A 16,464-nucleotide genomic window follows, 5' to 3' on the forward strand; every position below is an offset into this window, starting at 1 on the left:
GGTTGGTCCTACTTTGTCTCCACCATCTCCGGTCTAGGAGAGGCAGACCGGGCTCATCGTCGATTCAACAATGGTGTCCGGTATGGCGGTCAATTCCGCAGCCAGACCCTGCAGCTGCTCCTTCTCGCCGTCGACGATGAGTGAAATCACATTCAGGCCGTGGTCCCCATAGGGCAATCCCAGGCGCCCGATGATAAGATCTCCATGGTTGGTGAGTATCTGGTTCACCTTCGGGGCCGTCGTTTCACGCTTGCTGATGATGATGGCAATAACTCCAACATGCTTCGTGCTATCCATTGACGTACCTCCCCTCGCTCCTCTGGAGCGCTGGAGGCGTCCGTTCGTGGCGGACGCCTCCATGTCTTACCGTTCTACTTGCAGCTACGATCGCAGTACTCGGTATGCAACAGATGGTGTGCCTTCTCGCTATTGGGCTCACCCAGGAAGTCCTTGTAGATCGTGGTGATCTCCGGGTTCTCATGCGACTTACGGATCGGCTTACCTGCATCCTCCCGGTAGATGGCCTCCGCACGCCTCTTCTTAATATCCGGATTCTTCGAAATAGGTTGCCCACCGCCACCGAGGCAACCACCAGGACAGCACATGATCTCGATGAAGTGATAGGGAGACTCACCCTTCTGAACCTGTTCCATAAGTACACGCGCGTTTCCTAGTCCGTTAGCCACGGCGACCTTCAGAATCGTCCCGTCGATGTCGATATCAGCACTCTTGATACCCTCAAGTCCACGCACATCCTCGAAGTCAAGCTTCGCCAGCGACTTCTTCGTGAGGACTTCATAGGCAGTCCGCAATGCAGCTTCCATAACGCCACCCGTGGCCCCGAAGATAACGCCCGCACCCGAGGATTCACCCAGCGGTTTGTCAAAATCTTCATCCGGGAGGTTTGCAAAATCGATGCCCGCTTCGCGGATCATCTTCGCCGCCTCGCGAGTCGTCAGGACACAATCGACGTCTTTGAACGCCTCCTCGTCCTTCAGTCCCATCTTCTCCTGCCAGTAATGGAAAGCCGTCTTCATCTCAGGCCGTTCCTTCTCGAATTTCTTGGCAGTGCATGGCATCACGGACACGACGACGATCTTCCTCGGATCGATCCCCATCTTCTCGGCCCAATACGTTTTCGTCACCGTACCAAACATCTGTTGAGGCGACTTGCAGGTAGAAACGTGGTCCAGCACCTTTGGGAAGAACGTCTCTACGAATTTGACCCAGCCCGGTGAGCAAGAAGTGATCAGCGGTAGCGTGCCTCCGTTCTTGATACGCCCGATAAGCTCGAATCCTTCCTCCATAATGGTCAGGTCCGCCGAGAAGTCAGTGTCAAAAACCTTGTCAAAGCCAAGACCCCGGAGCGCGGCGGTCATCTTGCCAGTCGCTTGTGTCCCATCAGGCATACCAAACTCCTCACCGATGGCAACACGTACCGCCGGAGCTGTCTCGACAACCACGACCTTGTCCGGATCTCCCAGCGCCTTCCATACGTCTGGAATCTCGCTGCGCTCGGTGATGGCACCAGTCGGGCAAACAAGCAGACACTGTCCACAGTTCACACACTCGACGTTCCCCAAGCCTTCGTCCAGGAATGTTGAGACTGTGCTGTTTGAACCACGTCCCATGATATCGATGGCATAGACAGACTGCACCTTGGCACACACATTTACGCATCGCCTGCAGAGCACGCACTTGTTGGGGTCGCGTACCAGTGACAGTGAAGTGTTGTCAATCGGCAGCCACTCTGTGCTGGTTCGCGGAAACTCCACTTCCCGCACACCCAGCTCGGACGCCAGCTCACGGAGATCGCAGTTCTGACTCCTCTCACACGTGAAGCAATCCTTCGGATGATTGGCCAGCAGCAACTCGACATTGAGCTTTCGGGCCTCACGGACGCGCGCAGTATTGGTCCAGACCTCCATGCCCTCATTGACCTTCACTACACACGCGCGCTGAAGGTTGCGGGCACCCTTCACCTCAACGACACAGATGGCGCATGCACCTTCTTCGCTGATTCCCTCAAGGTAGCAGAGAGTCGGCACATCGATCTTTGCATAGTCCCTGGCAGCCTTCAGGATTGTCGTCCCTTCCGGCACCTGGTAGTCCCGTCCATTGATTTTCAGGTTTAGCATTCTCGTCTCCATGAAGTCCCTCCGGGTCAATTACTCTTTGCGGATCGCACCAAAACGACAGATTTCATAGCAGGAGCCACACTTGATGCACTTGCTCTGGTCGATTACGTGAACTTTCTTGACCTCGCCGGTGATAGCGTGTACGGAGCACTGTCGTGCACATGCCGTGCACCCAACGCACTTGTCAGCCGTGACGGAGTATGTCAGCAGATGCTTGCACACATGCGCCGGACACTTCTTGTCGTATATGTGGGCACGGTACTCATCTTCATAAAACCTGATCGTAGAAAGGACCGGATTGGGAGCCGTCTGTCCAAGCCCGCACAGCGACGTATCTATGATGCACTTGCCCAGCTTGGTCAGCTTCTCGATATCGCCATCCTTGCCCTTGCCATCGCAAATCTGTTCCATCATGTGAAACATCTGTCGAGTCCCTTCGCGACACGGCGTGCACTTCCCGCACGACTCATCGACCGTGAACCCAAGGTAGAACTTGGCGACATCAACCATGCAGCTGGTCTCATCGAGAACGATGAGTCCGCCCGAGCCCATGATGGTCCCGATCTCCTTGAGGGTGTCATAGTCGATCGGCATATCCAGATAATCCGGGGTGATGACTCCTCCCGACGGACCTCCAGTCTGGGCAGCTTTGAACTTCTTTCCGCCCGGGATGCCTCCGCCAATGTCAAAAACAAGCTCGCGCAGTGTCGTACCCATCGGCACTTCGACGAGACCAGTGTTCTGTACCATGCCTGCCAAGGCAAAGACCTTTGTACCCGGACTCTTGGCAGTACCTACACTCCGGAACCATTCCGCCCCATTTGTGATGATCTGAGGTATGTTGGCATACGTCTCGACGTTATTGATCAGTGTTGGCTTGTTCCACAACCCGGACTGGGCAGGGAACGGAGGCTTGATGCTCGGCGTTCCACGCTTGCCCTCAATGGAGCGCAGGAGAGCGGTCTCCTCGCCACAAACGAACGCCCCGGCTCCGATACGGATCTCAATGTCGAAGCTGAACGATGTGCCCAAGATATTCCGTCCAAGGAACCCGTATTCGCGCGCCTTGCCGATCGCATACTCAAATCGCTCGATGGCAAGCGGATACTCCGCACGGACGTACATATAGCCCTGCTCTGCGCCGATTGCATATCCTGCGATCGCCATCGCCTCGATGATGGAGTGTGGGTCTCCTTCGAGCACGCTGCGATCCATGAAAGCGCCTGGGTCACCCTCGTCCCCATTGCAGACCACATATTTGGGTGAGCCCTGCGCTGCACGCGTAGCCTTCCACTTGAGACCGGTCGGGAATCCAGCTCCACCACGTCCACGCAAGCCGGAGTCGAGAACAACGCCGATAATATCGTCGGGCGTCATCTCAAGTGCCTTGCCAAGGGCGAAGTATCCGTCCCGAGCGATGTACTCCTCGATAGAAAGAGGATCGATGACACCACAGTTGCGGAGGACACGCTTCACCTGACGCGTGTAGAAGGGAATATCACCGCTGGTCTGAGCCTTTTTCTCGCTGGTCGGCTCACTGTACAGCAACTCGCTGACAGTACGACCCTTTACAAGGTGCTCATTTACGATGAGGCCCGCGTTCTCGACCGTGACCTTCTGATAGAACGTCCCCTCGGGATACACGACAACGATCGGGCCCAGGTCACATGCTCCCATGCACCCGGTCTCGATGACTTGTACCTCATCCTCGATACCATTTTTCTTCAGTTCATCGACCAGAACGTCTTTGACGCTCTTTTCGCCACTCGTGATGCAGGCGCCGCCTGCACAGACCAACAGCTGATTTCGTATCATTGCGTTTTCCCTTCTCCCCTTGGGCTAGATGTTCTCCCGCTTGATGACCAGATCAGCCACGACATTGCCACCCTGGACGTGCTCGCGGACAATCCTGCGCGCGTTCGCATCGTTGACGTCGCCGTAAATAACTGCAGGCTGGTCCTTCATGGCTACTTCGACTGTTGGCTCCTTGTCGCAGAGTCCCATGCAACCAGACTGAACAACCTTGACGTCATGGATATCCGCCTTCTCGAGCTCTTCGATGATGGCCATGAGGGCGTCCTTCGCCCCAGCTGCAATGCCGCATGTTCCCATTGCAACGATGACCTTGCCTCTCTCCTTGGCCTGGCGAAGATCCATCTCCTTGAGAGTCTGTTCCTTGATGCGTTTCAGCTCTTCTAGTGATTTCATCCTTTCCTCCCGATTCTCCCGAGGTTAAGCGTACTTATTGAGCAACGTGGCGACCTTCTCGGGCGTGGAACGCCCGTACGTGTCCTTGTCGATAACGACGACTGGGGCAAGACCACAGGCCCCGACACAACGAACAAGATCCAGACTGAACCGACCGTCTTGAGTGGTCTCGCCGGCCTTGATGCCCAGGGTCCTCATGACCTTCTCATAGACTGCATTCCCGCCTCGCACATAGCAGGCCGTGCCAAGGCACACAGTGACAGTATGACGTCCCTTCGGAACACGCGAGAAGAAGTGGTAGAAGGTGACGACACCGTAAACCGTGGAACGCGGTACATTCAGTCTGCTGGAGACGAACTCGAGCACTTCATCGGGGAGATACCCGAAGATCTCCTGGGCATAGTGCAAGACATTGATGAGGCTACCTTCCGGAGTTGCCAACTCACCGATGTACGCGTCGAGTGCATCAAACTGTTTCTTCAGCTCGGGGTTCTCTTTCAGATGGTCTTCCAGATTCATCCTCATACACGTTCCTCCTGTAGAGACTTTTCACTCACGGGCATCATCAGACTGCCATGACGAGGTCGTCGGGTGTGTTTACATTGAAGAAAGACATCAGTTTTTTGTCATACCGCATGACAAACTGCCTGTCGATAGCACCAAAGATCAAGAGTGCCACAAGAACTGGCCAAGCCATATTGAAGAAGTACACTAGCACACAATTGCGCAGGACTCCTCGCCAGGAAGATCGGTGACAGCAGGCGGACAAGGCAATAAGACTGTTTCTCGTAAACAGCTCGGCTCCAGCGAGCACAGCTAATCGTCTGAAGCTGAGTCCGACCTTCCTCTCTCCGCTGGTCATCGCCAGTTCAGCGATTTTCGCAGGCAAAAGACACTCCAACGCAGTGCCTCCTTTTTTCCCCCATACACGTATGAGGTATTGACGGACATTCCTACCAACACAGATACGAATACCCGGATTCCGTCACTAATTTCATGGTAACATGTGAATTGTATAACAGGATAGGATGAAGTCAAGACACTGCTCTACACTATGCTGGCCATGGATTCAACCGTTCGGGAAAATCGGCAGGAGCTGTGGTAGACCTGGAACAACAGTTCAGGAAATCGGTTTGATACGACGCGCAATCAGTGAGGATGGGGCTCCGCTTATTACGGCTGTTACGAACTGCGGCCAGCCGAACAAGAACCGGATGAACGCTGCCGCAGCCACAGGCAATTTCGTCAGCGTCCCGACAATAACGCCAAGGTTGCGACCAAGGCTACTGCTTCGTAAGAGCTACTGCTGAAAGCAACCGCTCAAGAGCTACCAGCGCACTGCTGGTGAGCCCTTTTTTCGTTTCATACTCGATTTCCTCGAGACGCTCCAGCAACGCCTCGAGTTCACGCAGCTTGATATGACTTGCCGCTGTCAGAAGAGCACTTAGCGTATAATCGTCGAGGTATTGATGCTGGGTGCGCAGGCACCAGGCCCTGAGGTCGGCCTTGGGCCGGTTCGACTTCGACACGAGCTTTGCGTTCAGCAACCGTACAAACCCGAGTTCCACATCATAGAGAATGGTTGTATCCGTCGCCCCGGAAGCTGACAGGTCATAGAGTGCTGTCGCCGCACGGTCGTACTTCCTGAGAGAGATTGCCTCGACGAGATCAGCGGCCGCCGCAATATGGCACCGGGGCACGACCTCACGGACATCTGCGACCGTGACGGCTACACCGGTATACGCAAGAAGTTTGTCGATCTCGCTTCGCATAAGGAAGAAACTGCTTGCCGTCCGCTCCATGAGCTCGTGGACCGCCTGGTCCTCTATTGCACGTCCGTCGAACCGCTTCTTGACCCAAGAGCGCACCGCAGTCGGGGGCACGGCGTAGCTGGTAATCACATACGCCTTTTTCAGCAGCTCTGAAGGAACTTTGACGGGGTCCGCAAATATGACAATGGTGGTACTGCCAGACAGAAACAGGGGGGCCATAGTACCCAGACGTTTGGCCCCCTTGTCTTCGAGACCGTTGATGACGAGAACCTTGCGCCCTGACCCGAAACTCTCGCTACCGAGGAACTCGCGGATACCGTCCACGTTGTCGTCGCTACCCTCAAATTCGGCATAATCGAAGGCCCGGAAAGCTTCTGCTACCAGTGAACGCGCTGCCTCTTTCGCCTGTGGAACGAAATAGTCGTCTCCGGGCGCGAAGACATAGAGCGACGCAGGCTTCTTACCCCTGAGGCTTGTGAGACCCTCAGTCACTGAGATCTCGTTGGAGCCTGACGTGTATCCCTTGGCTGCAGCCATTGCTCCCGGTCTATGGATAGATCTTCTCAAGCAAGCGAGGGAACGGGACTGTTTCCCGCACGTGCGGCAGCTTGCAGATCCATGCTACTGTCCGCTCGACACCAAGACCAAACCCGCTGTGCGGGACCGATCCGTACTTGCGGAGATCCAGATACCATTGATAGTCTGCTTCAGCAAGCCCCTCGGCATGAACCCGTTCGAGAAGCAACTCGTAGTCGTCTTCGCGCTGCCCGCCTCCGATGATCTCGCCGTATCCCTCTGGAGCCAGCAGGTCAGCACACAGTACCGTCTGCGGATTGGCAGGGTTTGTCTTCATGTAGAATGCTTTGAACGATTTCGGGTAGCTGTGCACAAAAACAGGTCGTTCGAACTGGTTCGAGATGAGCGTTTCCTCGTCCCCACCGAAATCGTCGCCCCACTGTATCGGCGAACCGGCTTTCTGCAGGAGCTTCACTGCCTCATCGTAGGAAATGCGTGGAAACGGTGTAGCTATCTTTTCCAGCGGAGAAAGATCCCGCTCGATGATGGCAAGCTCCTCTTTACGCTTCTCCAGGACCTGCTGCACAATGTACGTGACGAATTTCTCCTGAACATCGCAATTCTGCGACCAATTGCAGTACGCCATCTCGGGCTCGACCATCCAGAACTCGGTCAGGTGGCGGCGCGTCTTGGACTTCTCGGCGCGAAACGTGGGACCAAAGCAGTAGACTCTTCCAAAAGCCATGGCCGTCGCTTCGTTGTACAACTGGCCGCTCTGCGACAAGTAAGCGGGTACGCCGAAATAGTCAGTCGAGAACAGGGTCGAAGATCCTTCGCAGGCATTGGCGGAAAGGATGGGGGCATCCATGAGCAGGAAGCCGTTGTCATCAAGGTAGTCACGGATACTCTTGACGATCGTGGCGCGTATGCGCATGATCGCCCACTGGCGCTTCGAGCGAAGCCAGAGGTGCCGGTTACTCATCAGGAAATCGACGCCGTGCTCCTTGGGCGTAATCGGGTAGTCTACAGCCGTCTGATGGACCTCGATCTTCTGAACATGCATTTCGTGACCGCCTGGAGCCCGCTCTTCGGCATGGATCACACCGGTGATACTGATGCTGCTCTCCTGCGTGAGGTGGCGCACCGCCTCAAATGTCGACTCGTCGATGTCACTCTTGGCGACGACACACTGCATGATGCCGCTGCCGTCCCGAACGAGGACAAATGCTACTTTCCCGCTGCTGCGGCTGTTGTAGACCCAACCATTGATGGTCTGGACCTGCCCGACGTAGTCTGCTGCCTTGTCGATGTACATGGTTATTTCTCCTCCAGCAATTTCTGATGCGGACACACCATCGAGTTCAGGTTTACCCCGCATTCGGGGCATAGCCCTTTGCAATCTTCTTTGCACAGTGGAAACTCCGTGACTTCGATGAGCAGGTGCTGGCGCACCACATCGGAAACATCGAGTACGTCCGACTCAAGCGCAAACACGTCTTCTTGATCAGGATCATCTTCCCCATTGAGAAGATATGTTTCATTGACGTCGAACTCGACATCCTCCACGACCGGATCCAGACACCTTACACAGGGCTGACTTACCCTCGCACTGAACGCCCCGGAGAACTGATAGCCGATTCCGAGATTGCTCAAGGCGAACTGTCCTGTCACTGGCTCAAGAAGCGTAACTCCAGGAAGATCTCCGACCGAGGTTTCCTCGAACGCGAACGATTGACTGCTCCCTTGCTCAATGTTCAGTTTCTGGAGTTCGAGTCTCATCGTTGTTCTCCTCCACGTGAAACTGCATCTCCGACGCCTTAACGGTCTCAGCCAATTTCATCAAAATCTGCTCCAACTGTTCCAGCATCTTGAGTGAGTAGTCGTCAGCCTGCTGTTCAGCGGTTTTTCGCGCGGCCACAACCTCCGTCATCATGCGCTCCCGCTCGGCGGCAGCGGAACGTACGATTTCGTTGTCTGCAACCAAGTCGTCGTGCGAGTGTTGACCCTCTTCTATCATTCGGCCGCACTGTCGCCTGGCATCAGCCATCAGGGCGTCACGCTGCTCCAGCAGGGCATACGCATTGCGGACTTGCTCCGGAAATGCCGTACGGAGATGTGCAACTGCATCTGCCAATTCCTCGTCCTTGATGAGACGATACCCCAGCAACCTCGGGCTCCGCTCCCTCACCTGATCGATGCGGTCGATGATATCCTGCAGCGTAAGCTTCTCAATCATGCGTTCCTCCCTTGGCCCGAGACAGGCCGAGCACAATCCTGTCTGCAACACTCGCAGGCACCAAGTCACGAATGTCCCCGCCTCCTTCGTACATCTGTTTGATGAGTGTAGAGGAAACGAAGAAATGCTCTTGCGAGCTCATGAGATAGATGATATCTACATTTGGGTCGAGATGCTTGTTCGCCCAGGCGAACTGTACTTCATAATCAAAGTCCGACACGGGCCGCAACCCGCGCAGCATGATATTTGCGCCCACGCGCTTCATGAAATGGACAACCAGATCATTGAAGCCTTCCACTACGACATTCGAGATATGCCGTGTTGCGCTGCGGGCCATGTCCACGCGCTCGTCGAGCGACCAGATTGGAGCCTTATACGCTATGCCGGCCACGCCAACAACGAGCCGGTCGCACAAACGCGCTCCACGCTCAATGATGTCGACATGTCCTCTGGTGACCGGGTCAAACGTGCCCGGATAGACGATTATATCCATATGTCCCATAGACCTCATCTTCAAGTGTAGTCAAAAGGCGCCCGATGAAAAGAAAAAGAGGGGCGCCTTTCGGCGCCCCTCCTCATGATATTGGCACATTCAGGCCAAGAGCACCTTGCTCAGAAAACTCTGTGTACGCTCCTGCTGAGGATGCTCAAATACCTCAGAAGGAGATCCGGACTCAATGATGAGTCCCTGATCCATAAAGATGACACGGTCCGCAACTTCCTTCGCAAAACCAATCTCATGTGTGACCACAATCATTGTCATGCCCTCGTCTGCAAGTTTGACCATCACGTCGAGGACCTCATGGATCAACTCCACGTCAATGGAGGACGTCGGCTCATCGAACAGCATGAGCTTCGGGTGCATGGCAAGCGCACGCGCTATGGCCACCCGTTGTTGCTCACCACCACTCATCTGAGCAGGCTTGTGATCAGCACGATGCGACAGACCGACCTTCGCCAGAAGTTCCATTGCCTCAGTCTCAGCCGTTTTTCGAGCCACCTTCTTGACAGCGATAGGCCCCAGAGCGACGTTCTGAAGAGCGGTAAGGTGAGGAAACACGTTGAACTGCTGAAACACCATGCCGATGTCTTCTCTCAGTCTGCGAATGTCATACTTGCCTGACTCGACGAGCTTGCCGTCGAATGTTATGCGGCCAGCAGACGGGGGCTCTATCCAATTGATGCACCTCACCAGTGTACTCTTGCCAGAACCTGAGGGACCCATCAACACAAGCCGTTCCTTGAAATCCATGTCGAAGCTGACTCCCTTGATGACTTCGAGAGAGCCGAACGACTTGTGCAACTCGTCGACGACGAGCAGCTTCCCCTGTGATACCATCGTGTCGCCAGTCATCTCACTCTACCTTCTTTTCGAGATTTCGGGACCACTGCATGACCGGCGTGGTCATGATCAAGTAGATGATTGCTGCACCGATGTACGGCGAGAAGACATTGTACGTGCGGGCGCCGATAATCTTCGCCTTGAAGAGAAGATCCTCCATCGAGATGAAGGCGACCAGGGAAGTATCCTTGATCAACGCCGCAAACTCATTGGCAAGCGGCGGCAGAACTCGCCGGAACGTCTGCGGGAGGATAACGTGGCGCAGTGTCTGCGCCTGACTCATACCCAGCGAGAAAGCAGCTTCAGACTGTCCCTTGGGGATCGACTCGACGGCGGAACGGAATACCTCGGCAATGTAGGCAGCGTAGCACACTGCAAGGGAAACCGCGGCGGCGGGGAACTGAGGCAGGTTCAGTCCTATCCTCGGGAGAGCATAGTACACGATGAGAATCAGCAGCAAAGCCGGCGTCCCGCGCACGGCCTCGATGTAGACACGCGTAATGGCGCCGATGACCCTTCCCCCAAACATGTTCAACAATCCCACCAGCAACCCAGCGACAGTCGCAAAGATCATCGAGACGACCGTGAGCGAAAGCGTAGTCCATGCACCTGCCAGGAGGAACGGCAAGTTTTCGAAGATGATCGACCACTTAAACATTTTCCGTTACCCCGACCACAACTGTTATTTGGGCAGGTATGGCGGGCTGGCAAAGAAGTACTTTTGGTAGAGACTCGCGTACGTTCCATCCGCAACCGCTTTGCGGAGGGCCGCATCGATGTCGCTCTTGAGTTGGGTGTCATCTTTGCGCACGGCGATGCCATACACCTGTGTCAGGTCCTGACCGGCCATTGAAGTGGTATCGAGAACTTTCAACTCAGTATGGGCACTGGCATAGGTCGTGCACACAGGATAGTCGTTCACCACAGCGTCGATCTTGCCATTCTCGAGGTCCAGGGTAGCAAGCTGGATGTCGGGGTAGGAGTTGACCTTCACCCCAGTGATCAGCTTGGCATCAATCTCACCTGTCGTACCGGTCTGAACGCCGACCGTCTTTCCCACAAGATCCTCGGGTTTGGTGATAGTGTTCTTGGCGGGGTTGTACATGATGCCCATGTCCGCCCTGTAGTAAGGAATGGAGAAGAGGACCTCCTTCTCGCGGTCGGCGGTGATCGTCATGGCGGCGCATACTGCATCGAACTTCTTTCCCTGCAGGGCAAGGAGAAGCCCATCAAAAGCCCCGCTAGTCAGGTTGCTGGTCTTGCCCATCTTCACTGCAATGGCTTCCATCAGTTCGACGTCAAACCCTGTGGGCTTGTTGTTCGCATCGGCGTACTCGAATGGCGCATACGTCGGGTCCGTCCCCCAGTTAAGTGTCCCGGTCTTAGCCTTGCACCCTGTCGACACCGTGACAATCACTGCAGCAACTACTATCAAGACGACAATACGGGCAAACGCTGTCTTCTTCATCCTTTCTCCTCCTGCATGATTCAGATTTCTGGCAACCGTCCACTGAGCGAGCCACCCTATATTGCACTGCGAAAAACAGTGCTACCCTATACTTTGTGCAATCCCCAAAGAAAGTAAAGCATGGAAGGGAGACGGCTCATCTGGCGAGCGCAGCAGGTATTGTTCTCGTCCTGGTCGTCTGCGCTGCCTTTATGGGAGCTTTTGTCATGCACCTCGTTGGCAAACCAGTGGGTTGGTCAGTTTTGGCGGTTATTGGGGGTATGAGTACCCTGGGCTTGGCTGGTCTGAGCTTCATCGCGGATATTGCTGAGACTCATGCAAAGCGACCGCATCACAAGGAGGGACATTGATGTCCGGGATTCTGCGTACGTTCAACGGAACGACTCCGACCGTAGCCTCCACGGCATTTGTCGCAGATACGGCTGTTCTGATAGGAGATGTGACCATTGAGGAGGGAGCCAGCATCTGGTATGGGGTAGTCCTCCGTGGTGACATTGCACCCATCGTCGTGCACCGAAATGCGAACGTCCAGGACAACGTGGTAGGGCATGTAGATGTCGACGTCCCTCTCATTGTCGGCGAAGGTGCCACTGTCGGCCACAGCGCCGTCTTGCACGGCTGTACAATCGGCCACCACTCCATGGTGGGCATGCATGCCACCGTGCTCACGGGAGCCACTGTCGGTGACGAGGCAGTGGTAGCCGCAGCAGCCCTGGTTCCTGAGAACAGGGTCGTACCTGCCCGGTCACTCTCAATGGGTGTTCCTGCACGCGTTGTTCGATTACTTGCTGACGAGGAGATACAGAAACTCCATCGTCGAGCCGACGACTACATCAGATTAGGCGTGATGGCCAGGACAGAATCTGAACAGAAACGACCCTGACATCGGACTGACCGGCACCCCGGTCTCCTCATTCTCCTCATCTTCTCTGCACATTTCTCCTTGCATTTTCTGACTCGTCCCTATACTTCACCCAACCAATGCTACCGGCCAATCAGCCGAAGAGCCCCCTGGTAACGACCCGATGAATGTCGTGCCGTATCTTCATACCCTGGTAACAAGGAGAGTCAGACATGAGCAAAACTCGTACATCACGGTGGGGTGCAGTCTTCACTATTGCACTCGTTTCATCTCTTCTCGTCCTCACGGGCTGTGGATCCGCAGCCACCTTATCTGACCTGAAGCGCGTCAAGCAGGATGGTATTCTGACTGTCGGCAACGATACAACGTTCGCTCCGTTCGAGTTTGTCGACAGTACAAACAAGCCGACAGGTTTTGACATCGACCTCATTAACGCCGTCGCCCAGAAGCTTGGGCTGAAAGCGGACATCGTGACCACCGCCTGGGACGGCATCATCCCTGCCCTCCAGACACAGAAGTTTGAGATTGTCATCTCGTCCATGACGATCACCACAGACCGCGAGAAGGAGGTCAGCTTCTCTATTCCCTACTATCGGGCGGACATGGGCATTATGTACAACCCGGCCAAGAACACTATCACCAAACCCGAGGATCTTGTGGGAAAGACGGTCGGCGTTCAGATTGGCACGACAGGCGAGATTGATGCTAAGTTGATCCCCGGTGTGAAGGTCAAATCCTACCCCGACATCCAGCTTGCCACCCTGGACCTCGAGAATGGCAAGATCGACGCTGTAGTGAACGACTATCCAGTCTCCGCTTACTATGCGAAGGACTCGCCGACGCTCACAGTCATTCGTATGCTCAAGGTGAACAACCTTGGCCTCCCCACCCAGTACTACGGCATAGCCATGCGCCTTGAAGACAAGCAACTGAAGGCCGCTGTCGACCAGGCCCTGCGAGACCTTGTCAAGGATGGCACGTACGACACCATCTACGCCAAATGGTTCGGAGGAACACCCGACTTCCATCCAGGAGACCAGAAGTCCTGACATCTCGACTGAAGTTTCCCTGAGTTCACGCCCCGCCGTACTCATCCAGGGTACGGCGGGGCGTGAACTACCAAGCTTCCTCCTGGTCTAGAATGCAGTAGTCACATCGATGTAACCCTTTCGCTGAGCCTGGCGACTACCGAAAAAGACCAGAACCCACCCGAGCGCAAACAGGACCGCTGCCGACAGGGCAACTCTTCCCAACAACTGGAACGTCGACATGTCAGAGAGAAAACTGGTAAGGATCTTCCCCGAGATTGCCCGGCGCATGAGTTCGATGAACGGACTCATTGGGACGAACTCCGCGATCTTTGCAAACACCGCTGGGAAAGCAGTTGGAGGAAACAGCGCCCCACTCAGTACGAACAAGCCCCCAAAGAGTGCGTCGACGACGTCGACATCCAGTTTGATCGTCAGGAGGAACACTGAAGCCACGGCCAACCCCAGGCCGGCAGCCACAAGATACCCGAGGATAGCGCCCGCTATGAGGTAACCCCAGTTGGGGTGGAACGGCAGACGCAGTACAGGGATAAGCCAGCACAGATTGATGATGATTCCTGCGAGTGCGATAAGATACCGAGTTGCGGCACGGCCGCACAAGTAGGTCCGGTATGAGGTGCTCGACAGGAAGATGTACTTCAGCGTCTGGTAGTGTTCTCGGTCATCGTGGACACTAAACGCCATATCGAAGAACACCATGCTCAGCGAGTAGTAGAAAATGGTCCCGTAGAGTGCGTATGGGAGCAGCCCCGTCTTCTGGCCGAAGACCCCATACAGGATGATGACCGCGAGAAAACTGCCGATCGGATATGCCGCAAGATAGAGCAGCCACACCCACTTCTTTGTCCAGTTGCTCTCGATCTGCAAGCCAATATACATGGAAGCAAGGAAACCCTTCATCACTGCCACCTGAGCGTCAGGCGCGCATCGCGCCTGGCCTTGTACTCGACAGCCCGCAGCGCCCACGATGCGATGAATACAAACACAACACCCAGTCCGATGAGGATGAGCAACTCCCAGCGCCAGTCCAGCACCTTCACTGTAAACGAAGGCACCAGTAGCTGTCTCAGTGCGTCAAGTCCAAGTGTTGTCGGGATGAGTGCCGCGATCCCGACCAGGCCCAATCCCAGGAATCGGGCGGGAAAGTAGGATCCTGAGAGAACGTTCGTCGGTTCCATGACGAGATCGGCAGTGCGCCATGCGTCGCGCCCATGGTAGAGAAACAGCGACGAGAACACGATGCCCAGCCCATACATGGAAAACAGGGTCACAAGGAAAACGAGCAAGGCCAGGGGCAGGTGCAGAACCGTGAACTGCACTTTGAACACAGCGATGCCAAAAAACAGCACCGCCAGAGAACGGAGCATCGTATGCATGGCGCCGCCGACGGACAGACCGACGAGAAAGGCGGACAGTGGGGCGGGGCTCACAAGCATCAGCTCAAGGTTCCCCATTTCCTTCTCCCAGTACAACTGCGTCGCAACACCCCATAGAACGTTCATAAAAAAGGGAGTCATGAATCCTCCCAGCACTACCAGTCCGGTGAACTCAGAGCCGGTGCCAAGCGTCCGGTAAAGGTAAATGTAAGTCGTCATCGTGAAGAAACCACCCAGAACACTCGCCACGACCCAAGTCGCCTCGCGCATCTGTCCAAAAATGCGCACGTAGGCGCGCGCGTTGAGCGTCCTAAGAAACAGGAGAAGCTTCTTCTTCATCTTCGAACCTCTTGCCCACCATCTTGAGAAACGCGTCTTCCAGAGTGGGCTCGAGTTTGCGCATGTACTCGAGGGTTGCCCCCTGCCCTGCCAGTGCCGTGATGAGACGGGCGATGTCGCTCTCGTGCATCAGATGTGCGACAAGCATTGGACTCTGCGTCACCTTGTCGGAACCAAGCACGAGATCGTTCCCCTCCCCCATGGATGCAGTGATATGGTCAAGCTGGTCCCCGTCGAGCCGATCGACCGTAATCTCGTAGTGCGCCCTGCTGTCCAGATCCTGCTTAAGTTGTGATGGAGCTGCGTTCGCAAGAATGAGCCCGTGGTTGATGATAGCCACGCGCGAACAGAGTTCATCGGCTTCTGCCATGTAGTGTGTTGTCAGAATGACCGAGCGTTCCGGCTTCTCCCGAACCCAATCACGCACGATGTTGCGGATAATGACACTCGCCTCGACATCGACGCCAAGCGTCGGCTCGTCAAGGAACAGAACCTTGGGGTCGGTGACGAGACCACGCACCAGATTGACCTTCTGACGCATGCCGGTGGACAGGCGGTTCATCTGCTGACGCCTGCTGTCCCACATGCCGACGACCTTGAGGTATTCCTCGATCCGGGCACGTGCCACATGCGTCTCCATGCCGTAGAACTGACTGAACATCCAGAGCTGCTCTTCAACCGTGAGAATGCCATACCCCGAGGTCTCGCCCCCGGAAATAAGGCTGATGAGCGGACGTACATGAGTATAGTCCTTCTCGACGTCGAATCCGGCCACAGTAACGCGCCCAGACGTAGGAAGCAGCAATGTCGACATGATCTTGATGGTCGTCGTCTTGCCGGCGCCGTTCGGGCCCAGAAGACCGAAGATCTCGCCATATGAGACGTCGAAGCTGACACCCCGCAGCGCGTGGAAAGGTGCCGTGCCCCTGCGGTTGAAGACACGACTGAGGTTCTCTACTTGAATAGCTGTATGCATACAGTGCTACCTCCAGAACGAGTGTGGGGAAAAGCGAACTGTATGGCAGGGGAGATTACTGACGGACTCTGTGAGAGTCAGTGACTGAGGAATTGACGGTCCTGCGTTTACTATGGCAAACTCTTGTCTGCAGCTTGTCCAATCAACGGCGCCCCTGTCATCAGTTGATGCAAATCCTGTTC

Annotated in this window: 19 protein-coding genes; 2 read left to right on the forward strand and 17 right to left on the reverse strand. The window is 55.3% G+C overall.

Annotation, left to right across the window (positions count from 1 at the left end; all coding sequences use genetic code 11):
* Positions 1-33: 33 nt before the first annotated feature.
* From SMC3_RS01745 to SMC3_RS01810, 14 genes are all read right to left on the reverse strand, one after another.
* Positions 34-297: a TM1266 family iron-only hydrogenase system putative regulator gene (locus SMC3_RS01745; protein ID WP_119087634.1), complete on the reverse strand. Its 264-nt coding sequence runs from the start codon at positions 295-297 to the stop codon at positions 34-36.
* A gap of 74 nt (positions 298-371) precedes the next feature.
* Positions 372-2,138 carry an NADH-dependent [FeFe] hydrogenase, group A6 gene (locus SMC3_RS01750; protein ID WP_243621707.1) on the reverse strand — a complete coding sequence of 589 codons (1,767 nt, stop codon included), beginning with the start codon at positions 2,136-2,138 and terminating at the stop codon, positions 372-374.
* Between the two features lie 30 nt (positions 2,139-2,168).
* Entirely contained in the window at positions 2,169-3,953 is a 1,785-nt protein-coding gene (locus SMC3_RS01755; RefSeq protein ID WP_119089750.1) for an NADH-quinone oxidoreductase subunit NuoF, read from the reverse strand.
* Between the two features lie 24 nt (positions 3,954-3,977).
* Positions 3,978-4,346, reverse strand: a complete 369-nt coding sequence (locus SMC3_RS01760) for a (2Fe-2S) ferredoxin domain-containing protein (RefSeq protein ID WP_119087637.1) — start codon at positions 4,344-4,346, stop codon at positions 3,978-3,980.
* Positions 4,347-4,370: 24 nt separating this feature from the next.
* The gene (gene nuoE / locus SMC3_RS01765) at positions 4,371-4,865 is read right to left on the reverse strand and encodes an NADH-quinone oxidoreductase subunit NuoE (protein WP_119087639.1); all 495 of its coding nucleotides are present in this window, start codon (positions 4,863-4,865) and stop codon (positions 4,371-4,373) included.
* Between the two features lie 46 nt (positions 4,866-4,911).
* On the reverse strand, positions 4,912-5,235 hold the full coding sequence (locus SMC3_RS01770; protein WP_126850768.1) for a formate/nitrite transporter family protein: 324 nt from the start codon (positions 5,233-5,235) through the stop codon (positions 4,912-4,914).
* Positions 5,236-5,629: 394 nt separating this feature from the next.
* On the reverse strand, positions 5,630-6,655 hold the full coding sequence (holA, locus tag SMC3_RS01775; RefSeq protein WP_119089751.1) for a DNA polymerase III subunit delta: 1,026 nt from the start codon (positions 6,653-6,655) through the stop codon (positions 5,630-5,632).
* 10 nt (positions 6,656-6,665) lie between these two features.
* Positions 6,666-7,949, reverse strand: coding sequence for an asparagine--tRNA ligase (gene asnS / locus SMC3_RS01780; protein ID WP_119087118.1), 1,284 nt, complete (start codon positions 7,947-7,949; stop codon positions 6,666-6,668).
* A gap of 2 nt (positions 7,950-7,951) precedes the next feature.
* Entirely contained in the window at positions 7,952-8,413 is a 462-nt protein-coding gene (locus SMC3_RS01785; RefSeq protein WP_119087117.1) for a YceD family protein, read from the reverse strand.
* Positions 8,382-8,870, reverse strand: a complete 489-nt coding sequence (locus tag SMC3_RS01790; protein ID WP_119087116.1) for a hypothetical protein — start codon at positions 8,868-8,870, stop codon at positions 8,382-8,384. Before SMC3_RS01790 ends, SMC3_RS01785 begins: the two co-directional genes overlap by 32 nt.
* On the reverse strand, positions 8,863-9,363 hold the full coding sequence (coaD, locus tag SMC3_RS01795) for a pantetheine-phosphate adenylyltransferase (RefSeq protein WP_119087120.1): 501 nt from the start codon (positions 9,361-9,363) through the stop codon (positions 8,863-8,865). Before coaD ends, SMC3_RS01790 begins: the two co-directional genes overlap by 8 nt.
* A gap of 99 nt (positions 9,364-9,462) precedes the next feature.
* Positions 9,463-10,191 carry an amino acid ABC transporter ATP-binding protein gene (locus tag SMC3_RS01800; protein ID WP_119087119.1) on the reverse strand — a complete coding sequence of 243 codons (729 nt, stop codon included), beginning with the start codon at positions 10,189-10,191 and terminating at the stop codon, positions 9,463-9,465.
* Positions 10,192-10,225: 34 nt separating this feature from the next.
* Positions 10,226-10,870: an amino acid ABC transporter permease gene (locus SMC3_RS01805; protein ID WP_119089752.1), complete on the reverse strand. Its 645-nt coding sequence runs from the start codon at positions 10,868-10,870 to the stop codon at positions 10,226-10,228.
* Positions 10,871-10,894: 24 nt separating this feature from the next.
* Positions 10,895-11,680, reverse strand: coding sequence for a basic amino acid ABC transporter substrate-binding protein (locus tag SMC3_RS01810; RefSeq protein WP_119089753.1), 786 nt, complete (start codon positions 11,678-11,680; stop codon positions 10,895-10,897).
* Between the two features lie 349 nt (positions 11,681-12,029).
* Here SMC3_RS01810 and SMC3_RS01815 point away from each other — a divergent pair, with 349 nt between their 5' ends.
* Complete coding sequence (locus SMC3_RS01815; protein ID WP_119087113.1) at positions 12,030-12,563, forward strand: gamma carbonic anhydrase family protein; 534 nt, start codon at positions 12,030-12,032, stop codon at positions 12,561-12,563.
* Between the two features lie 191 nt (positions 12,564-12,754).
* Complete coding sequence (locus tag SMC3_RS01820; RefSeq protein ID WP_119089754.1) at positions 12,755-13,591, forward strand: basic amino acid ABC transporter substrate-binding protein; 837 nt, start codon at positions 12,755-12,757, stop codon at positions 13,589-13,591.
* A gap of 87 nt (positions 13,592-13,678) precedes the next feature.
* Here the strand turns inward: SMC3_RS01820 and SMC3_RS01825 are convergent, their stop codons facing one another.
* From SMC3_RS01825 to SMC3_RS01835, 3 genes are read right to left on the reverse strand one after another with little or no spacing between them, the layout of a single operon-like run.
* Positions 13,679-14,491: an ABC transporter permease gene (locus SMC3_RS01825; protein ID WP_119087111.1), complete on the reverse strand. Its 813-nt coding sequence runs from the start codon at positions 14,489-14,491 to the stop codon at positions 13,679-13,681.
* On the reverse strand, positions 14,491-15,306 hold the full coding sequence (locus tag SMC3_RS01830; RefSeq protein ID WP_119087110.1) for an ABC transporter permease: 816 nt from the start codon (positions 15,304-15,306) through the stop codon (positions 14,491-14,493). The genes SMC3_RS01825 and SMC3_RS01830 overlap by 1 nt, the downstream gene beginning before the upstream one ends.
* Entirely contained in the window at positions 15,278-16,282 is a 1,005-nt protein-coding gene (locus tag SMC3_RS01835; RefSeq protein WP_119087109.1) for an ABC transporter ATP-binding protein, read from the reverse strand. Before SMC3_RS01835 ends, SMC3_RS01830 begins: the two co-directional genes overlap by 29 nt.
* Positions 16,283-16,464: the final 182 nt, after the last annotated feature.

Source organism: Candidatus Cryosericum hinesii (assembly GCF_003570985.1).
GTDB lineage: Bacteria > Caldisericota > Caldisericia > Cryosericales > Cryosericaceae > Cryosericum > Cryosericum hinesii.